Origin of the sequence: Streptomyces aquilus (assembly GCF_003955715.1) — a bacterium.
Taxonomy (GTDB): domain Bacteria; phylum Actinomycetota; class Actinomycetes; order Streptomycetales; family Streptomycetaceae; genus Streptomyces; species Streptomyces aquilus.
In genome coordinates this window covers 6,390,641-6,410,777 of record NZ_CP034463.1, presented here as the reverse complement: position 1 = coordinate 6,410,777, position 20,137 = coordinate 6,390,641, and the positions used below count along the sequence as shown (strand labels likewise).

Below are 20,137 nucleotides of genomic sequence, written 5' to 3'. Positions count from 1 at the left end.
TCTTGCATGAAGCTTCGCCGTGCCATGGCCGCAGCGGCTGCGACGGCTGTCATAGCCCCGCTCGCGCTGCTGTCCGCGCCTGCCGCGTTCGCGGACGAGACGTCCCCGGCCCCCACCGAGACGGTGACCGAGACGCCGTCGGAGACGCCGACCGACACCACCTCGCCGACGGCCCCGACCGAGGTCCCGAGCGACACCGCTTCGCCGACCGACACCACGTCGCCCACGGCCTCCACCCAGCCGACCGACACGACCTCGCCGACCGGCAGCGCGTCGCCCACCGACTCCACCGAGCCCAGCGAGTCGGCCGAGCCGAGCGAGGAGCCGACCGACCCGGACGTCCCCTACTGCGAGGACCTCGACGAGGACTTCTCGGACGCCAAGGTCTCCGCGGACATCAAGGGCCTGCCCGGCAAGATCGTCGCCGGTGACGGCTTCCACAACTTCAAGCTGGTCGTCACCAACGACTCCGGCACCACGGTCGACGGCGTGGCCTTCTACGCCGAGGTCGAGAACTACGAGCTCGACGAGGCGAAGTTCCTGAGCCCGTACGTCGACCTGGAGTTCAAGAACCCCGAGACGGGTTCCTGGGACCGCATCGGCAACGACGACTGGGCCGGCGACTACTTCTTCTACATCGACGAGCTGAAGGCGGGCAAGAGCCAGTCGGTCAACCTGCGCGTCAGCATCGACGCCAAGGCCCCGGCCGGTGACGCCTACTCCTTCGGTTCCGGCGCCTATCTCGACAACGTCGACGGTCAGGACTGCATCGCCGAGGGCTGGGCCCAGTACGACTTCTCGGTCCTCAAGGCCGGCTCCGCGAACCCGAACCCGGGTGAGGCCGACAAGAGCGACAAGGGCTCGAAGGACTCGGTGAAGAAGCCGCAGGGCGACGTCTCCGACCTGCCGACCGGCAACCTCGCCGAGACCGGCTCCAGCTCCGCGCTGCCGACCATCGGTCTCGTGGGCGGCGTCGCGGTCGTCGCCGGTGCGGGTGCCGTCTTCGCGGTGCGTCGCCGTAAGGCGGGCACGCAGGCGTAACACAAGCCAGTTGCAAGAAAAAGAGAGAAGGACCTGCGTTCGGAGGGGGATGCAGGTCCTTCTCTCTGTCTGCCGTCGGTTCTACGACGTCTGCCGTCGGTTCTAGGACGTCTGCCGTCGGTTGTACGACGTCTGTCGTCGGTTCTACGGCTTCGGCGGCACCGCCGGCATCCCCAGGAACGGCAGCCGCAGCGCGCCGAACGCGTCCGCCGGGACCGCCGGTGACCGCGGCTCGACCGGCTTCAGACGCTCGTACGCCGCCCCCTGCGCCGGCCGCGGGTCGGCCTCGCCGTTGTTGGGCCAGTACGACATCGCCCGCTCGGCCTGCGCGGTGATGGTGAGCGACGGGTTCACGCCCAGGTTGGCGGAGACCGCGGCGCCGTCGACGACCGAGATGCCGGGGTGGCCGTAGAGGCGGTGGTAGGGGTCGATGACCCCGTCCTCCGGGCTCGCCCCGATCGGGCAGCCGCCCAGGAAGTGGGCCGTGAGCGGGGTGCCCATCAGCTCGCCGACGTTCGAACCGGCGAAGCCGTTGATCTCCGCCGCGATCGCGGAGGCGGCCTCCGAAGCGGCCCTGATCTGCTTGGGGTTGGGGGCGCCATGGCCCTGCCGGGCGGTCAGCAGCCCCTTGCCGACCCCGTCCGGCTTCAGGTACGTCGTCAGGGAGTTGTCCAGCGACTGCATGACCAGGCCGATGATGGTCCGCTCCGACCAGCGGCGGTTGGAGAGGGACCGCAGGACGAGCAGCGGATGCCGGGCCGCGTTCGCCAGCCAGCCCGCGACCCTCGACGAGCCCTCCGCGTAGGGGACTTGGAGGATCGACAGGCCGCCCATCGAGTTGGAGCCCTTGCCGTAGCGGACCGGCTCGATGTGGGTGTTCTCGTCCGGGTGGATGGACGAGGTGATGGCGACGCCCCGGGTGAAGTCGGCCTTGGCCGAGCCCGTCGCCCTGCGATAGCGCCGGTCGTCGGTCTGCGCGCCGACCAGTGCCTCGGAGTTGGTGCGCGTCAGCTCGCCCAGCTTGCCGGAGATGTACGGCAGTTGCCCGCCCGCCTTCATGCGGTGCAGCAGCGTCTGGGTGCCGTAGGTGCCGGCGGCGATGACGACCCGGCGGGCTTTGAAGGTCCGGCCTTCGCCCTTCTTCCTCCGGTCCGTGGGGAGGGTGGCGATCGCGTACCCGCCCTGCGAGTCGTCCGTGACCGACACGACCGTGGTCATGGGGTGCACGACCGCGCCCGCCTTCTCGGCGAGGTGGAGGTAGTTCTCGTTGAGGGTGTTCTTCGCGCCGTGGCGGCAGCCGGTCATGCACTCGCCGCACTCGGTACAGGCCTTGCGGGCCGGTCCCGCGCCACCGAAGTAGGGGTCGGTGACGTGTTCGCCGGCCTTCGCCCGCACCGAGCCGTCGGCGTCCTTGCCGTCGCCGAAGAAGACGCCGACGGGCGCCATGTGGAAGGTGTCGCCCACGCCCATCCGCTGGGCCGCCGCCTTCAGATGGACGTCGGACGGGGTCATCGTCGGGTTGAGCCGTACGCCGAGCATGCGCTGCGCCTGGTCGTAGTACGGCCTCAACTCCTCCTCCCAGTCCGTGATGTCACGCCACTGCGGGTCCTCGAAGAACGGCTTCGGCGGTACGTAGAGGGTGTTGGCGTAGTTGAGGGAGCCGCCGCCGACCCCCGCGCCCGCCAGCACCATGACGTTGCCCAGCAGATGGATGCGCTGGAGGCCGTACATGCCCAGCTTGGGGGCCCAGAGGTAGTTCTTGAGGTCCCAGGAGTTCTTGGGGAGGGTCTCCCTGGTGAAGCGGCGGCCCGCCTCCAGGACGCCCACGCGATAGCCCTTCTCCGTGAGGCGAAGGGCGCTGACCGAACCGCCGAATCCGGAACCCACGACGATGACGTCGTAGTCGTAGTCGTCCTGTGGCACGTGTGCTCTCCCTACCGGAACCGGAACGCCTTCATCAGCCTCAGGCTGCGGCTCATGAACTGGGCGTACTTCTCGTCGTCCATCCCCAGCGCCGGGGCCATCGGCAGCAGCCGCTGCTGGGCGACCGTCTGGGCCTCGGTGTACTTGAGGATGCCCTCGGAGCCGTGGCGGCGGCCGAGGCCGGAGTCCTTCATGCCGCCCATCGGGGACTGGACGCTGCCGTAGGCGGACGCGTAGCCCTCGTTGACGTTGACCGTGCCGGTGCGCAGCCGGGCGGCGACCTCGCGGCCGCGCTTGCCGTCCTTCGTCCAGACCGAGGCATTCAGGCCGTACGAGGTGGAGTTGGCGGCCTCGATGGCCTCCTCGTCCGTCTTGAAGCGGTAGAGGGAGACCACCGGACCGAAGGTCTCCTCGGTGCAGATCGCCATCGGCTCGGTCACGCCGTCGAGGATGGTCGGCTCGAAGAAGTACGGGCCGATGTCCGGGCGGGCGACGCCACCGGCGACGACCTTGGCGCCCTTGGCGACGGCCTCCTCCACGTGCCGGGTGACGGTCTCCAGCTGCCGCTCCCCCACCAGGGAGCCCATGTCGGCGCCGTAGGCGAGGGACTTGCCGAGCCGCATGGCCTTCGTGCGGGCGGCGAAGCGCTCCAGGAAGGCGTCGGCGATCGACTCGTGGACGTACAACCGCTCGATGGAGATGCAGAGTTGGCCCGCGGAGGAGAAGCAGGCGCGAACGGCGCCGGCCGCGGCCTTCTCGATGTCCGCGTCCTCCAGGACCAACATGGCGTTCTTGCCGCCGAGTTCGAGGGACACGCCGACCAGCCGGGCGGCGGCGCCCTGGGCGACCTCGCGGCCGGTGCGGGTGGAGCCGGTGAAGGAGACGTAGTCGGCGTGCCGGACGACCTCGGGGCCGATGACCGGGCCGTCGCCGAGGACGACCTGGAAGACGTCGGCCGGCAGACCCGCCTCGATGAGCAGGTCGCGCGCCCACAGGGCGGTCAGGCAGGTCTCGGTGTCGGGCTTCATGACGACGGCGTTGCCCGCGACGAACGCCGGGAGCGCGTCGCCGACCGACAGCTCCAGCGGGTAGTTCCAGGGGGCGATCTGGCCGACGACACCGCGCGGGTGACGGAGTTCGGTGACGCGCGTGAGCGTGGGCATGGCGCCCGCGTGCCGCTTGGGCTTGAGATAGGCGGCGGCGCGGCGGCCGTAGTGGCGGGCGGCGACCGCGACGGCCTGCACCTCCTCGTGGGCGTGCAGACGGGCTTTGCCGGTCTCCAGCTGGATGAGGTCGAGGACCTCGGCCTGGCGTTCGAGCACCAGGTCGTGGAAGCGGAGCAGCACCGCCGCGCGCTGCCGTACGGGCGTCTGCGCCCACACCGCCTGCGCCGCGCGGGCCGCCTCGAAGGCCTTCGCCACGTCCTCGGGCGTCGACTCGGGCAGGTCGGCCAGCTTCTCGCCGGTGAACGGCGTGTGATTGGCGGTACGACCGGAGCCGACCACGCCCTTGGTGAGCTGCGCGACCAGCTCCGGGGTGACCACGTCGGCGGCGGTACGGGCGCCCTCCGGGGCGGGGGCGAGGGGGTTGGTGCCGGTCAGTTCCGGGGCCTGCGAGTCCGTCATGACGCGCAGGGTATGCCGGGTCGGGGACTTTGGGTACCCGGCGGTAACCGGGATTCACCGACCGCACACACGGCGCCAGTGACCGCTGGCGGCAAACGCCCTGATCAGGGCGTTGTGGCAATCGTCAGCCGGTCGCGGGCGTCCTTGAAAACCGCCGTTCCCCGTTTCTCCTCGGCCGTGCCCTTGGGCATTTCGACGCGCAGCTCGTACAGCCGGTTGTCGTCCGTGCGTACGAACAGTTCCAGGAGCCGGCGCCGGAGGTCCTTGTCACCGTAGGTGATGTCGGACTGTACGGCGTCCCAGCCGTGGAGGCTGGTGGTGGTGTACTGCGGGGTGGTGGGGTTCTCGAAGAACTCCGCGGTTCTCACGTGCTGTTCGGCCTGGCTCATCGGCGTTCCGGGCGCTTTGTCCCACTTGGTGAAGCGGACCTGGACGGAGCCGGCGGCGTACTCCACCTGGCGGGGCTGGAAGGTGTCGCTGCCCGAGCGGGCGAACTCCTTGTACGCGGCGGGGAGGACGAGGGTCGCGTTCATGCCCTTGTCGGCGTGCGCGGTCCAGCCGTCGGCGGAGGTGGGTGCCGGCGTCGGCGGCGCCTTCGTCTCCGTCTCCGTCTCCGTCTCCGGTGAAGCGGAGTGGTCCGCGGCCGTGTTCTTCGTGCCCGCGCCGCTGTCGGGGCCGGTGAGGGAGGCGATGCCGAACCAGGTGGCGCCGACGAGGAGGCCGCCGGTGAGGGCCAGGGACAGGGGACGAGGCATACGTCGTCCGGCGGCCGCGGGTTCGGGCACCGTGTCGTCCGCCGGAGCACCGACGGCCGTCAGGGTGTCCGCGTCGGCCCCGGCCTGCCCCAGCCGTACGGTCCCGATGTCGTCCCCGAACTCCTCCAGACCCGAGGCGTCCTGGAGCCCCGGGTCCTCCGCCGCCCGCGGCCACTCCCCCGCCGCCGCGGCCAGCGCCGCCTCGATCTCCTCCGCGTCCGGCCGCCCGGCGGGGTCCTTCTCCAGCAGCCGGGTGAGGAGCGGGCCGAGGGGGCCGGCCTGTTTCGGCTCGGGCACCTCCGCGGTCAGGATCGCGGCGAGCGTCGACTCCACCGACGTACGACGGAACGGGGACCAGCCCTCCACGGCGGCGTAGAGAAGCACGCCGAGGGACCACAGGTCGGACGCGGGACCCGCACTCCGCCCCGACATGCGCTCGGGGGCGATGAACTCCAGCGAGCCGACGAACTCGCCGGTGGCGGTGAGGGAATCCTCGCCCTGGACATGCGCGATGCCGAAGTCGGTGAGGACGACGCGGTGGTGCGATCCGAGCAGGACGTTGGCGGGTTTGACGTCCCGGTGCACGATCCCGACGGCGTGCGCGGCGCGCAGCGCGCCGAGGACGGCGAGGCCGATGCGAGCGGCCTCGGCGGGCTCCAACGGCCCGCGTTCGAGCACCGCGTGCAGTGACTCGCCCCGCACCAGCTCCATGACGATCCAGGGCAGCCCGTCCTCGACGACGACGTCATGGATGGAAACGGCGGCGGGATGATCGACCCGGGCGGCGGCACGGGCCTCGCGGTACAGCCGGTGCGAGGCCCGCTGATGGGCCTCGTCCTCCGGGTCACCGGGCAGCCTCGGCTGCTTGACGGCGACGTCCCGGTCGACGAGCCCGTCGAGCGCCCGCCAGACGGTACCCATACCGCCCGACCCGATGCGCTCGACGAGCCGATATCGCCCACCTATGAGTCGCCCCTTGGGGCTCACGCCGCCCCCGTCGTTGCTCATGTCCCATGAGTACCTTGTGGCGTGGGGGGTTGTCGACGCGGGGCGGCCGGGCGTCAGATGACGTCGACGTCCAGTTCGGCGATGGCGGTCTTCGCCACCTCCTGGCCGCGGGCCGTGAAATCGCCCTTCCCGGGGTAACTGATGGTGAGCTTGTACATGTCGCCCTTGGAGGTCTTGTAGTAGAAGATCTGCATCTCGCGGGGGCGGGGGTTCTGGGTGTCGTCGGTCGTGTACGTGATCGTGTTCTGGGCGGCCGGCTTGCCCTGGTAGGTGGCGCCGCCGTCCGTCTGCGTGCGCGGGTTCTCCGGCATCTGGAGGTCGTACTCGCCGTTGTCCTTGAACTGCTTGTTGTCCTCGTACATTTCGGCGGCGGCCGAGTCGGCGATGCTGTTGTTCGGGTCCTCGGACTTCTTGTCCAGTCGCAGGCCGATCCAGATGCTGCCGCTCCAGTCGGTGTACGTGACCCAGTGGCCGTCGTCCGTCTTCCGGTCCGGGTACCTCGGCTGGTAGTCGGCGGGCACCGCCAGGGAGGCGGCGACGTCCTTCTCGTGAACGGTCTTCCAGCCGTCCGGCAAAGGCCCCGCGAACGGGTCCGCGATCACCAGGTACGCCGCCACCGCCGCCGCGACGACCGCCGCACCGAGCCCGACGAGTGTCTTGCGGCCCAGCCGGATGCCCTTCGCGACACCCTCGGCCGGCGGCACGACCCGCGTCGGCGCCGGTGCTGCGGCGGCCTTCTCCAGCAGGGCACGCACCTGGGCGGCGGTCGGGCGGCGGCCCGGCTCCTTCTGGAGGAGCCCCGTGATGACCTCGGCCAGCGGGCCCGACGCCGAGGCGGGCGCGGCGGGGGTGGCGTTGAGGACGGACTGGAGGGTGGCCGGCGTGTTGCTGCGGCGGAACGGTGAGACGCCCTCCGTGGCCGCGTACAGCACGACGCCCAGCGACCACAGGTCGGACGCCGGGCCGGGGCGCTGCCCCAACACCCGTTCCGGTGCGATGTATTCGGGTGAGCCCACGAAGCCGCCCGTGTCGGTCAGGCTCGTCTCGCCCTCGATCTGGGCGATGCCGAAGTCGGTGAGGACGACCCGGCCGTGGCGGCCGAGCAGGACGTTGTCCGGCTTGACGTCGCGGTGCAGGATGCCCGCCGCGTGCGCGGCCTCCAGCGCGGCCAGCACCTGAAGGCCGATGCTCGCCGCTTCCCGCGCCCCGAGGGTGCCCTCCTGCAACGCGTCGCCCAGCGAACGCCCCCGCACCAGCTCCATGACGATCCACGGCCGGCCGTCGACGACCGCCACGTCGTGCACGTTCACGACCGCCGGGTGATCGAGCCGGGCCGCGGCCCGCGCCTCGCGCCGCATCCGCTCGAAGGCGTTGGCGCGTTCACGCTCGGGAAGGTGGTCGGGGACGCGCGGCTCCTTGACCGCGACCTCACGGTCCACCGTCTCGTCCTTGGCCCGCCACACCGTCCCCATCCCGCCGTCCCCGAGCTTGCCGAGCAACCGGTAGCGGCCCGCGATCAACCGCCCCGCGCCGGCGTCCTGTCGAGGCGCCGTCTGCTGCGGCACGACCTGGGTGGTGGGTGCGGCGTACGGGTTGTCGGGGTGCGGCACCGCCACGGGCGGGTTCGGCGGTTGCAGACTGAAACTCGTTGGCTCGTCGGACCCGTAAGGGGCTCCCCCGTCGCTGCTCATGGGTCCATCCATATCGCGGCAGGCACCGCGGTATCCAGCCAGAACGCTCTCCGGTCACAGAGCCGTGACCAATCCCCGTCATGGCCGTCGCCGTGCTCGCAGCACCGCCGTCAGCGCACCCCGCAGCGAACGCCGCTCGACGCTCGGCATGTGCCCCGTCTCCAGAAAGATCCGCAGCATCCGCTCCGCCGACTCCCCGTCCAGCCGCCGCCCCGGATCACGCTCCAACAACCCCCGTACGACGGGCAGCAGCGGCGCGGCCTGCGCGGGCAGCCGGATCTCCCCGGCGACCACGGCATGCAGCACCCCGCCCAACGAGTCCCGCCGGAACGGCGATTCACCGCTGACGGCCGTGCACAGCAGCGCACCCAGCGACCACAGGTCGGACGCGGGGCCGGTCGCGAGCCCGGACATCCGCTCCGGCGCGGTGTACTCGGGCGAGCCGACGAAGGAGTCGAGGTCGGTGAGGGTGGTCGCGCCCGCGACCCGCGCCACGCCGAAGTCGGTGAGCACGACCCGGCCGTCGTCGGCGATCAGCACGTTCGCCGGTTTGATGTCCCGGTGCAACACGCCCGCCGCGTGCGCCGCCCGCAACGCGCCGAGCAGGGCGACGCCGATCCGCGCGGCCTCGGCGGCGTCGACGGGGCCGCGCGCGGCGATCCGGTCGGCGAGGGAGCCGCCCTCGATCAACTCCATGACGAGATAAGGCCGTTCGTCGTCCTCGACGACGTCATGAACGACGATGATGTGCGGATGCCGGAGCTGCGCGACCGCCCGCGCCTCGCGCAGGGTCCGGTCGCGCCAACGGCGGGCCTCACTCTCGGAGAGGGTCTCGCCGAGGGCCAGCTCCTTGACCGCGACACGCCGTCCGAGCAGCTGATCGGTGGCCCGCCAGACAACTCCCATACCACCACGCCCGAGCCGCACCTCCAGGCGATAACGCCCCGCTACGACACGGAAGTTGCCCCCCTGGGTCCCCATGAGCCCCATGATGCCCCGCCGGACGAACACCTTCCGGGGCGGTGACCGGCCAAATGGGAATTGCCTCACGGGGGCCGGCACCTTACCTAACTACGGCTCACTCACACCCAAGAGTGTCTATTTTCAGCCATTCCCGGTTTCCGAATGGATGCAAAGCGTTGCAAATCACCGCGACATGCACCCGATATCGGAGAAAACGGGTGACTGGAATCACGCTGTCCCGTGAATCATGAAAGCCTTACCGTCCACACATGGGAAACACATTGAAGCGTCTTTCAGTCACGAGTGTCGCGGCGGTGGCCATATTTGCCACGGCCACAGTGACCAACGCCAGTGCGGCGAGCGGCGGCGCCGCATGCTCCACAAACGGCGCCTCGGGGAGCATGACCTTCACCAACTGGTCAAACAACCACGTGGACATAAGCGGCTGGGTCAAGGACACCTCTGCCGATGGCCACCATGTGGCCATTCGGCTTGTCTCCACCGACGGCGGCAGCCCTGTAGAGGTCAAGTGGCCTTGGCATCACGAATATGACGGAAATGGATCGAAACTCAACTTTACTACCTACGCATCCGACGACAACGGCATGCTCCGCTTTGTCGGGGTGCGTGTGGCGGTCATGGAAGGTGACAGCATAGTCGACAATCGCTTCTGCACCGACTGGGCCTGAGCAGTACACAGCAATCTAGGACACGTTGTCAGCCTGTTCGGCGAAGTTCTTGCACCGAGTTTCACCGAAATTGTCCGTCGAGTCGGGCGGAGTCAAGGCGACGGTTACCGACTGAACCCTCCTTCTCGCCAGCCCTGCAGCAGACCGAGGTACATCAGGTCAGCTGCTCGGTACGCCCCTCGGACGAACACATTTCGAGGCGCTGACCGGCCAAGTTGGGGCGGGTCAGGAGTGGTTCGGCTGCCAGCTCCGCAGCACGGTGGTGAACCGCTTGCTCGTTGCGTCCCAGTCGGCAGCCGGAGAGGCGGTGTAGAGGGCGTACTCGACACTGTCAGGGGTCATGTACGCCACGTCCAGCGCGCGGTACGGGCCGGCGAAGAGCGAGTCCTTCGCCAGCTGTGTCCAGGTGTACTCCCAGCGGACACTCGGCTGGTCGCGGTAGATCTCCTGCCTCATGCTCAGCGTCGTGTAGTCCTTGAGCCGCTTCTGGTTTTTCGTCTCCAACTGACGCATGTGGTCGTAGGAGTTGGTGAAGTCCGGCGCGGTGTCGACGGCGACGCGCACGAGGGTCCTGCCGTTGTCGGGCGAGTAGTCGACCTGCGCCAGACCGTCCTTCTCCTCGATGGAGACCGTCCGGTCCCAGCCTTTGGGCAGGTACAGGCTGAAGCCCAGGGGATCGTCGTACCTCACCCAGCCGGCGGGAATCGCCCCCTGCACACCCTTCGTCGGGGAAGAGGTCGGAGTCGGAGCCGGACTCTCGCTCGACGAGGAGGAGGGGCTGCCCGAATTCCACTGCTGCAACGCGACCGCACCACCCCCGCCGACGATCGCCGCGAGTGCCACGACCAGGGCGAACGTACGCAACCGGTGACGCTTGCGCGGGACGGGAGCGGCCGGGACCGGGGCCGTCAGCGGCGGATACGGCGTGGCGGCGGCCGTCTGCCCCGCACGGGTCCCGGTACCGGCGGTGCCCGTCTCCGGCGCGTACCGCACAGGCCCCGTCGGCACATACGCCTGCGCCGCGCTCGCCCGCCGCCCCTCGGCCACCTCCGCCAGCATCTGCTCAGCCTGCGCCGCGGTGGGCCGCTCGGCCGGTTCCTTGCGGAGCAGTGCCGCGAGGACGGGCCCCAGCGCACCCGCGTGCACCGGCGCGGCCGGTTCCTCCTCGACGACCGCCTGCATGGTGCCGAGCGGCGAGGTGCGGCGGAACGGCGAGCGGCCCTCCACCGCCGTGTACAGCGTCGCGCCCAGCGCCCACAGGTCCGACGCCGGACCCGGGTCATGGCCGCGGACCCGCTCCGGCGCGAGGTAGTCGACCGAGCCGACGACCTCGCCGGTGCGGGTGATCGTCGTATCGCCCTCGATCTGGGCGATGCCGAAATCGGTGAGGAGGACGCGGCCGTCATGGGACAACAGCACATTGCCGGGCTTCACGTCGCGGTGCAGGACCCCCGCGTCGTGCGCCGCGCGCAGCGCCCGCAGCACCCACAGGCCGATCCGCGCCGCCTCGACCGGCTCCACCCGCCCGTCCGCCTTCACCGCGTCCGCCAGCGAACGGCCCTCGACCAGCTCCATCACGATCCACGGGCGGGCGTCGTGGTCGAGGACGTCGTGCACGGTGACGACGGCGGAGTGGTTGATCCGGGCCGCCGCGCGGGCCTCGGCGCGCGTGCGGTGGAGCAACCGCTCCTGGTCGCTCTCGGAGACGTACAGGGCGGCGGTCAGCTCTTTGATGGCGACAGCCCGGTGCAACACCTCGTCGTGGGCCCGCCACACGCGGCCCATGCCGCCGCTGCCGATGGTGTCGGCAAGCCGGTAGCGGCCCGCGATGAGCAGGCCCTGCATCTGATTCACGTTGCCCCGCAATGGTCTTGACAGGGTCAGCGTAAGGATCGGTCCCTACGCAGGGAACCACGGGGGTGCCAAGGAGACAGCACTGTGACAGTTGTCGCTTTCACCAGCCGGAAGCAACCGTCACCGAGTGTCCTCAGCCCGTCACCTCGTATGTCGCCGACGCCTGCTCGAACAGTCGTGTGACCTCGTCCCGCTCCGCCTCGGGACCGCGCACCTGCACCACGTGGTACTTCCCGCCGACGAGGATCGCCAGATTGCGCACGAACAGCTCGCGCCCCGCGTCGTCGGTCCAGGTGAACTGCCCCTCGGCCATGGTCCGCCCGCCCACCGAGATCGTCTTCAGCCCGGAGGCGCTGGCCCAGCTGGAGTCGCGGTACGGCTGGAGCTCGCGCTCGTCCTCCCGCTGGTACGCCATGGGGTCCTCGCCGTACTCGTCCGCGCTGTCCCGGCCGGGTACGAGGATCAGGTCGAAGTCGCCGTGGGAGTACACGACCTGACCGCGGCCGTTCTTCGGCGTCCGGTCCCAGCCGTCGGCCACGGCGACGCGGAACCCGGCGGTGTCCGAGCGCAGGGTGAAGCCGTCGGCGACGTCGGGGTCATTGGACTGCGTTTCGGGCGGGCTGCTGCCGTCCGCCTTGGGCGTGGTCTGCTCGGGCCGCGGCTCGCTGCTGGCGGTCTGCTTCGGCGCGTCGCTGATCTCACCCGCGGCGCCGGTCCGGTCGGCCGCGCCCGTCCCGCCCGCGCCGTCCTTCGAATCGGCCTTCGGCATGAACAGCATGGCGTACGCGATCGCCCCCGCCATCAGCAGCAGCACGAGCAGCAGCAGCATGCGCCCGAGCCTGCGCGGGGACGCCTCCTCCTGCCGGGCGGCCTTGGCCCGCTTGTGCCGTCCGTGCGGGCTGGTCGCGGGCAGTCCGGCGCGCCGCCTGCGCACCAGCTCGCCCCGCCGCCGCACGATGGGCAGCCGGTTGCCCTCGACCGGCGGCGCGGCGACGACATACGTGCCCGCCTCCGGCTCCGGCGCGGAGCGCACGAGCGAGCGCAGCCAGCCCCGCAGCTCCTCGAAGTCCAGCCGCTCGGTGGGGTCCTGACGCAGCAGCGACTCCACGACCGGCCGCAACGGCCCGCACTCCTCGGCGAAGGCCGGCGGCTCGCCGCACACCATCTGCACCAGCTCGGCCGTCGACTCCTCCGGGTACGGCGCATGCCCCTGCACGGCCCGGAACAGCAGCGCGCCGAGCGCCCAGAGGTCGGTCGCGGGGCCGATCGGCGCGGCCAGCTGCCAGTTCTCGTGCACCGGCCCGGCCTGCTCGGGCGCCCATCGCTCGGTCACCGGCCCGACGACGGCCATCCTGGCCTGCCGCGCCCGCTCGGCGGCGAGCGCGGTGGCGGGGCCGCGGGGCGCGGGCGCGGCGACGGCGAGTTCGTCCCAACGGCTGGGAGCAGGAGCCGGGTGCGGCACGGACGGCCCGGTTCCGCCCGAAGGCAGTGCGGCCGTACGTCCTTCCGACCCGCCCGGCAACGCCCTGCCGCCACCGCCACCGGGAGCGGCCCCCTGCCAGGAGTCGGTCCGGACGCCGTAGGGGTCGACGATCTGCCCCGGGAGGGTGGCACCGGGCCGCCGATGCTCGTCCCGGCCGGGTGCGACCGTGCCACCCAGGGGTCCGGAGGCGGGCACCGCCCACCCCGCCTCACCAGGGCCCGCGGCACCGGGAGCGACCTGGGTGCCGCCGCCCGGTCCGTACGGCGGTGTCGGCCCGCCGTCGACCCCGGCACCGGTCGCGGGGCCCTCCTCCGGCGAGGGGCGGGCTCCGGGCAGGGCGGCGTGGCCGTTCTGCTGGGCTTCCTGGACGCGGGCGGCGGCCCGGGCACCCGCGCGATACGCGGCGATCGCCCCTGCGCGCGCGGCCCGGACGTCCCCGCCGGTCGGCTCCACGGCCCTGCGCGCGACCGCGCCCGACCCACCGGCACCGTTCGCCGTCTCACCGCCGAGCCCCGGCAGCCCACCGGCCTCCCGAGCCTCGATGGCGGCCCGCCGCGCGGCCTCGGGGTCCAGGGAGCCCGCGGGTGCGGCGGGCCCGGAGGCGCCACCGAGACCGGGGCCCGCGCTCACGCCCCCCGGCCCACTGAAAGTCCCCGGCACCGCCCGCACACCCGGCGCCCCCTGCGGCCCGAGCTCCCGCCCGTCACCACCGAAGCGCCCGTCGCCACCGGATCGCCCGTCGCCACCGGATCGCGCGTCACCACCGGATCGCCCGTCACCGCCGGCTCCTGGCGCTCCCGCCACACCCCCGGCCCCGCCGACTCCAGGCGCTCCCGCCACACCCCCGACCCCGCCGCTCCCGTCACCCTCCGGAGCCGGCACCGGGTCGTACCCGCACAGCGCTTCCTCCGCCGCGCCGACCGCGAGCCCGGTCAGCATCACGCGTCCGTCGTCGCAGACGAGCACCGTACGGGCGGTGATGTTCCGGTGCACCCAGCCGTGCGCGTGCAGCACCCGCAGGGCCATCAGCACGTCGGAGGCGACCTCGGCCGCTCGGTAGGGCGTCAGCGGCTTCTCCGCGAGCAGCGCCGCCAGCGGCCGCGCGGCCACCAACTCGCTCACTATCCACAGCGACCCGCCCTCGGCGAACACGTCGAAGACCTGGTCGAGCCGTGGATGATCGGGGATCGCGGCAGCGGCCTGCGCGGCCTCGACAGCCCGCCGCACGGCCGGATCGGTCGGCCTGCGCGTGCTGGTCCGCGCCGCGGCACCGCCCCGCCGGACTCCCCTGTCGCGCGGGTCCCTTGCCGTGAAACCGTCGGGCAAGCCCTCGGCGTCGAGCACCTCCGCCTCGACGACCTCGGGCAACGGCACCTGCCTGACCAGGACTTCCTGCCCGCTGTAGGTGTCGAAGGCCCGGGTCTCGGTCAGTTCGTACTCGTCGGAGGGGGGCAGCGGCAGGCGGTAGCGGTCGGCGAGTACCCGTCCCGCATAGTCGTCCACGTTGCCTCCCCCGGCAGCCCGGTCGGTCAATTCCGTTCGCCCTGCGTGCCGTTCCGCACCCATACCTGGATGCGTACGGTCCGCAAGCATTCACGATACGTGCCGGAGGCAAGCCGCAAAGAGGGGATGCCAGATCTCATGTCCGAAACGCGGGACCGGTCACCGCACGGTCACTTCACGATTTCGGTTCGAACGTCTTCGCGAGCGTCTGCCAGGTGTCCTTGCGCAGCTCGCTGCCCCAATTGGCGGCTTTCGCCGTGTACATCAGCGCATATCCGAGATGGTCGTTGACGACGAAACCCCGGTCGATGGTCCGGTACTTCGTCCCGCCCTCGCTGTAGGTGAACTCCCAGTCGGCCGCGAGCCAGCCCCGGTAGTCCACCTTCGCTATGCGAACCCGGTCGTACTGGGAGCGCACCATGTACCGCTCCTGGTTCTTCCAGTCCGCCACCGGGTCGCCCTTCGGCGTCGACGTCCAGGCGACCAGCAGCTTCTGCCCGTCCGGGCCGGTGAACCGGTCCCCCGCGGAACTCGAGGTCTGGAACTTCCACCCCTTGGGCAGCCCGATCGAGTACCCCTGACCGCCGTTGTACGTCTTCACCGCGGTGCTGCCGCCTCCGGCGGAACCGCCCGCGTCACTGCCGCCGGTCGCGGTGGGACTGTTGCTCGGCGTGCTCCCGGACGTGGCCCCGGCCTCCGCCGACTGGCTCGCCTGACCGTCCGTCCGGCCGCCGCCACCGCCCTTGTCCTCCTTGGTGGAGGGACTCGCGCTCGTACCGGCGGAAGTCTTGGCACCGCCGCCGCCCGCGGAGTTGTCGGACGAGCCGTCATCCCCACCGAGCGTGAGGGCCAGCACGACCGCGACCACGGCGAGCACCACGATCACCGCGATGATCACCAACGTCCGCCGCGGCACCACATCGGTGAGCGGCGCCCTCGGCACCGGCCGCGGAGGCAGATCCGGCGGCGTCATCACGGGCCACCCCGAACTCCGCCCACCACCGGCCGAGTTGCCCCCGGTCCCCGCGGAACCCGCCGCCCCAGTAGCACCGGCACCGGAACCACTCACACCGACCGAACCGGACCCCGCGGCAACACCCGAACCAGAGCCCACACCGGCACCCGCGCCCGAACCCGAGCCAGAAGCCACACCCCCACCGGAAGCCGCCCCACCGGCGACACCAGCAGCACCAGTACCAGCACCGGAAGCACCGGCACCGGAAGCCGTCTCGGCCCCCGAACCCCCCTTGCCCGCCCCGGACTTGGCCCGAGAAGCCGCCGCCGTACCGGCCGCACCCGCCGCCACCGCGGCCTTGCGCACCGAACGCAGCGCCCCGCGCAGCCGCTCGCCGCCCTCACCCCGGTCGGGCTGCGGAGGCAGCGGTACGACCTTCGTCGCGTCCGGCGCCGGCGCGGGCTCGTCCGGCTTCGGCTCGGGCGCGTGGATCACGGCGTTGAGCATCACGCGGGCACCCGCGTCGTCGAGCCGCTTCTCGGGGTCCTTGGTGAGCAGGCCGTAGATGACGTCCTTCAGCGGACCCGCGTTCTTCGGCTCCTCCAGCGGCTCGGTCATCACCGCGGTGAGCGTCGCGATCGCGGACCCCTTGTCGTACGGCGGCACACCCTCCACCGCCGCGTACAGCAGTCCGCCCAGCGACCACAGGTCGGCCGCGGGCCCCGGCTTGTGCCCACGGGCACGCTCCGGGGAGATGTAGGAGGGCGCGCCGACGAGCATGCCGGTCGAGGTGATGGACGGGTCCCCCTCGACCTGCGCGATGCCGAAGTCCGTGAGCACGACCCGGCCGTCCTCGGAGATCAGCACGTTGGACGGCTTCACGTCCCGGTGCAGGATGCCCTGGCGGTGCGCCGAGCGCAGCACGTCGAGCACCGCGAGACCGACCTCCGCCGCCCGCTTCGGCTCCAGCAGGCCGTCCTCGCGGATGACCTCGGCGAGCGACTTGCCCTCGACGAGTTCCATCACGATCCACGGCCGGTCGTCCTCGTCGACCACGTCGAAGACCGTCACCGCGCTGGTGTTGCGGATCCGCGCGATCGCCTTGGCCTCCCGCAGCGTGCGCGTGATCAGCCGGCGCTTCTCCTCCTCGTCGATGTTGGAGGGGAACCGCAGTTCCTTCACGGCGACGATCCGGCCCAGGGTCTCGTCCTCGGCCCGCCACACCGTGCCCATGCCGCCGCGGCCGAGCACTGCTCCCAACCGGTACCGCCCGGCGAGGAGACGTTCGCTCTTGTCCTGACGGGATGCTCCCGCCCGCTCCGCCTCCGACATGCGTCCCCTCATACAACCCGCCCTGACAGAGCCTCCATTGTCCCTCACCCGACAAGTGCCCAACGCCCAGGGTGCCCCTGGCGACAAGCCGACCATCAGGGCGACCGAACCCTCACAGCGCGTGGCGGTCACGCGCCCCAAAGGCACCCCAAAGCCACCTCAAAGACACACCGACCCCGCCCCGCGCCCCACGTCCGGGACCACCCGACGCCGAGTTTCAGCCACCCTGCATGATGGGCCGCACCACCGGAGGAACCCGCCACACCGAACAGCGGGAACCCGCCTCGCCGGACAGGAGGACCCGCCGTGCCCCCGTTGCGGACACTACTGGCCGTACCTGTGTCCTTGGCGCTCCTCGCCCTGGCCCCGGCCGCCTCTTCCGCCCCCGCCACCCCACCGACGGACACGGTCCTGCCCCTGCTCCTCACCAGGGGCGAAGCACCGGCCGCCGCCCTGCTGGCCCACGAGGAGACGGAGACGCACTACGCCGAGGCCGGGCCCGGAATCGCCCGCGCCGACCACTTCCGCGCCGGCAGCATCACGAAGACCTTCATCGCGACCGTGGTCCTCCAACTGGCCGCGGAGCACCGGCTGTCCCTGTCCGACACCGTCGACCAGCACCTGCCCGGCCTGGTGCGCGGAGCCGGCAACGACGGCCGCGCGCTGACCCTGCGCGCCCTGCTCACCCACACCAGCGGCCTGTACGACTTCACCGCGGACACCCGTGGCCTGGTCCCCCTCTCGCCTCTTCAGGCCGTACGCGTCGCGGTCTCCCACCCTCCGGCCGACCGCGGCCGTTACTTCTACTCGAACACCGACTACGTCGTCCTCGGCATGGTGATCAAGCAGGTCACCGGCCACTCCTACGCCGTCGAGGCCGAGCGGCGCATCCTCACTCCGCTGCGCCTGACCGGCACCTCCTTCCCTGGGTCCCGCGCCTCTCTCCCCTCCCCGCACGGCCGCGCCCGCGCGACCGACGGCACCGATGTCACCGAGCTCGACCCGCGGGTGGCCGGGGCCGCGGGCGAGCTGGTGACCACGCTGGCCGACCTGGACCGCTTCTACGCGGCGCTCCTCGGCGGCCGGCTGCTGCCCCCGCGCCGGCTGCGCGAGATGCTCGACACCCGTGCCGCACACGGCCTGTACGGCATGGGGCTGTTTCCGGTGAAGCTGCCGTGCGGCACGACGGTGTGGGGGCACAACGGCCGTATCCCGGGCAGCTACGTGCGCACCGCGGCCACCCTCGACGGACGTCGTGTCCTCACCTTCCGCGTGAACACGACCGCGATCGCAGATCCCGACCTCGAACCGGCCCTGCTCGCCGCCGAGTTCTGCCCCCGCACCTCGTAGAACGACCGGGTCCCGAACGAAGATCCCGCCTCACGACACCCGTTCGAGTGAAGTCGAGCCCCCACACCGCGCAAAGGCCTCAACGCCACGGCCCCCACACCAACGCGCCGCCGCCAACGCCCCTACAACGGCACGATGTCCGGCGCCCCCAACCGCGCCGCGTCCGCCGTCAGATCGTCCGGCTGTCGTTGCGACTCCCGCTCGGCCTCCACCCGCTTCTCGTAGTGCTCGACCTCGCGCTCGATCTGGTCCTTGTCCCAGCCCAGCACCGGCGCCATCAGCTCCGCGGCCTCGCGCGCGCTCCGCGTGCCCCGGTCGAAGGTCTCGATGGAGATGCGGGTCCGCCGGGTCAGCACGTCGTCCAGATGCCGCGCCCCCTCGTGCGAGGCGGCGTACACGACCTCGGCGCGCAGATAGTCGTCGGCCGCCTGCAACGGCTCGCCCAGCGACGGGTCCTGCGCGATGAGCTCCAGGACCTCCTCGGCCAGTGAGCCGAATCGGTTCAGCAGATGCTCCACCCGCACCACGTGCAGCCCCGTCCGCGCGGCGATCCGCGCTCGCGCGTTCCACAGCGCCCGGTACCCCTCGGCGCCCAGCAGCGGCACGTCCTCGGTGACGCATTCCGCGACCCGCAGATCGAGCCCGTGCACCGCCTCGTCCACGGCGTCCTTGGCCATGACCCGGTACGTCGTGTACTTGCCGCCCGCCACCACGACGAGCCCCGGCACGGGATGCGCCACGGTGTGCTCGCGGGAGAGCTTGCTCGTGGCGTCCGACTCGCCGGCCAGCAGCGGCCTGAGCCCCGCGTAGACGCCCTGCACGTCGTCGCGCGTCAGCGGCACCGCGAGCACCGAGTTCACGTGCTCCAGCAGATAGTCGATGTCCGCGCTGGACGCGGCGGGGTGCGCCTTGTCGAGGTCCCAGTCGGTGTCCGTGGTGCCGACGATCCAGTGCCGGCCCCACGGGATGACGAAGAGCACGGACTTCTCGGTGCGCAGGATCAGCCCGGACGTGGAGTGGATGCGGTCCTTGGGCACCACGAGGTGGATGCCCTTGGAGGCGCGGACGTGGAACTGCCCGCGCTCGCCCACCATGGCCTGGGTGTCGTCGGTCCACACACCCGTCGCGTTGACGACCTGCTTGGCGCGGATCTCGTACTCCCCGCCCGCCTCGACGTCCTGCACGCGCGCCCCGACGACCCGCTCGCCCTCGCGCAGGAAGCCGGTCACACGCGCGCGGTTGGCGACCGTCGCTCCGTACGCCGCCGCCGTCCGCACGAGCGTGGCCACGAAGCGGGCGTCGTCCATCTGGGCGTCGTAGTACTGAAGCGCCCCGACCAGGGCGTCCTTCTTCAAGGCGGGAGCCACGCGCAGGGCGTGACGGCGGCTCAGGTGACGGTGCATCGGCAGGCCGCGTCCGTGTCCGCGCGCCATCGACATCGTGTCGTAGAGGGCGACGCCCGAACCGGCGTACAGCCGCTCCCAGCCCTTGTGCTGGAGCGGGTAGAGGAAGGGCACCGGCTTCACCAGGTGCGGGGCGAGCCGCTCCAGCAGCAGCCCGCGTTCCTTCAGGGCCTCGCGGACGAGCGCGAAGTCGAGCATCTCCAGATAGCGCAGGCCGCCATGGATGAGCTTGCTGGACCTGCTGGATGTGCCCGACGCCCAGTCACGCGCCTCGACCAGGCCGACGGACAGCCCGCGCGTGACCGCGTCGAGGGCGGTTCCGGCACCGACCACACCGCCGCCCACCACCAGTAGGTCCAGCTCGCGCTCAGCCATGGCGGCGAGTGCCTCGGCTCGCTGCACCGGCCCCAGTGTCGCTGTCCTCACCGCTGCCTCCCGCTGTCGGTCACGCCGGTCTCACCCGTGAGGAGTGACCCGGTCCGTATCCCCCATGCCCAAATTCTGACCGGCTTGCCCGACTTCAGCCACCAGTCGCCCCCAGCCTGTGGACAACTTCCACGAC

Annotated in this window: 11 protein-coding genes and 1 pseudogene; 3 read left to right on the top strand and 9 right to left on the bottom strand. The window is 71.4% G+C overall.

Features of this window, described 5'->3' with window-relative positions; all coding sequences use genetic code 11:
• Positions 1-24: 24 nt before the first annotated feature.
• A complete protein-coding gene (locus EJC51_RS29625; protein ID WP_166682918.1) occupies positions 25-1,041 on the top strand; it encodes an LAETG motif-containing sortase-dependent surface protein in 1,017 nt (338 codons plus the stop codon).
• Positions 1,042-1,185: 144 nt separating this feature from the next.
• On the opposite strand, the gene EJC51_RS29620 is transcribed toward EJC51_RS29625, so the two are convergent.
• From EJC51_RS29620 to EJC51_RS29600, 5 genes and pseudogenes are all read right to left on the bottom strand, one after another.
• Complete coding sequence (locus EJC51_RS29620) at positions 1,186-2,964, bottom strand: GMC oxidoreductase (RefSeq protein ID WP_126273856.1); 1,779 nt, start codon at positions 2,962-2,964, stop codon at positions 1,186-1,188.
• An 11-nt stretch (positions 2,965-2,975) separates the two neighbouring features.
• Complete coding sequence (locus tag EJC51_RS29615) at positions 2,976-4,589, bottom strand: succinic semialdehyde dehydrogenase (protein WP_126273855.1); 1,614 nt, start codon at positions 4,587-4,589, stop codon at positions 2,976-2,978.
• Between the two features lie 104 nt (positions 4,590-4,693).
• Positions 4,694-6,352: a serine/threonine-protein kinase gene (locus tag EJC51_RS29610; protein WP_126273854.1), complete on the bottom strand. Its 1,659-nt coding sequence runs from the start codon at positions 6,350-6,352 to the stop codon at positions 4,694-4,696.
• Positions 6,353-6,405: 53 nt separating this feature from the next.
• Positions 6,406-8,043, bottom strand: coding sequence for a serine/threonine-protein kinase (locus tag EJC51_RS29605; protein ID WP_126273853.1), 1,638 nt, complete (start codon positions 8,041-8,043; stop codon positions 6,406-6,408).
• Positions 8,044-8,184: 141 nt separating this feature from the next.
• A pseudogene (locus tag EJC51_RS29600) lies at positions 8,185-9,024 on the bottom strand (serine/threonine-protein kinase); the annotation flags it as partial.
• A 251-nt stretch (positions 9,025-9,275) separates the two neighbouring features.
• Here EJC51_RS29600 and EJC51_RS29595 point away from each other — a divergent pair.
• Positions 9,276-9,695: a hypothetical protein gene (locus EJC51_RS29595; RefSeq protein ID WP_126273852.1), complete on the top strand. Its 420-nt coding sequence runs from the start codon at positions 9,276-9,278 to the stop codon at positions 9,693-9,695.
• 225 nt (positions 9,696-9,920) lie between these two features.
• On the opposite strand, the gene EJC51_RS29590 is transcribed toward EJC51_RS29595, so the two are convergent.
• From EJC51_RS29590 to EJC51_RS29580, 3 genes are all read right to left on the bottom strand, one after another.
• The gene (locus tag EJC51_RS29590; protein WP_126273851.1) at positions 9,921-11,540 is read right to left on the bottom strand and encodes a serine/threonine-protein kinase; all 1,620 of its coding nucleotides are present in this window, start codon (positions 11,538-11,540) and stop codon (positions 9,921-9,923) included.
• A gap of 142 nt (positions 11,541-11,682) precedes the next feature.
• Entirely contained in the window at positions 11,683-14,535 is a 2,853-nt protein-coding gene (locus EJC51_RS29585; RefSeq protein WP_126273850.1) for a protein kinase, read from the bottom strand.
• A gap of 175 nt (positions 14,536-14,710) precedes the next feature.
• Positions 14,711-16,822 carry a serine/threonine-protein kinase gene (locus tag EJC51_RS29580; RefSeq protein ID WP_126273849.1) on the bottom strand — a complete coding sequence of 704 codons (2,112 nt, stop codon included), beginning with the start codon at positions 16,820-16,822 and terminating at the stop codon, positions 14,711-14,713.
• Positions 16,823-17,128: 306 nt separating this feature from the next.
• Here EJC51_RS29580 and EJC51_RS29575 point away from each other — a divergent pair, with 306 nt between their 5' ends.
• Complete coding sequence (locus EJC51_RS29575) at positions 17,129-18,172, top strand: serine hydrolase domain-containing protein (protein WP_126273848.1); 1,044 nt, start codon at positions 17,129-17,131, stop codon at positions 18,170-18,172.
• Positions 18,173-18,294: 122 nt separating this feature from the next.
• Here the strand turns inward: EJC51_RS29575 and EJC51_RS29570 are convergent, their stop codons facing one another.
• Complete coding sequence (locus EJC51_RS29570; protein WP_126273847.1) at positions 18,295-20,001, bottom strand: glycerol-3-phosphate dehydrogenase/oxidase; 1,707 nt, start codon at positions 19,999-20,001, stop codon at positions 18,295-18,297.
• Between the last annotated feature and the right edge of the window lie 136 nt (positions 20,002-20,137).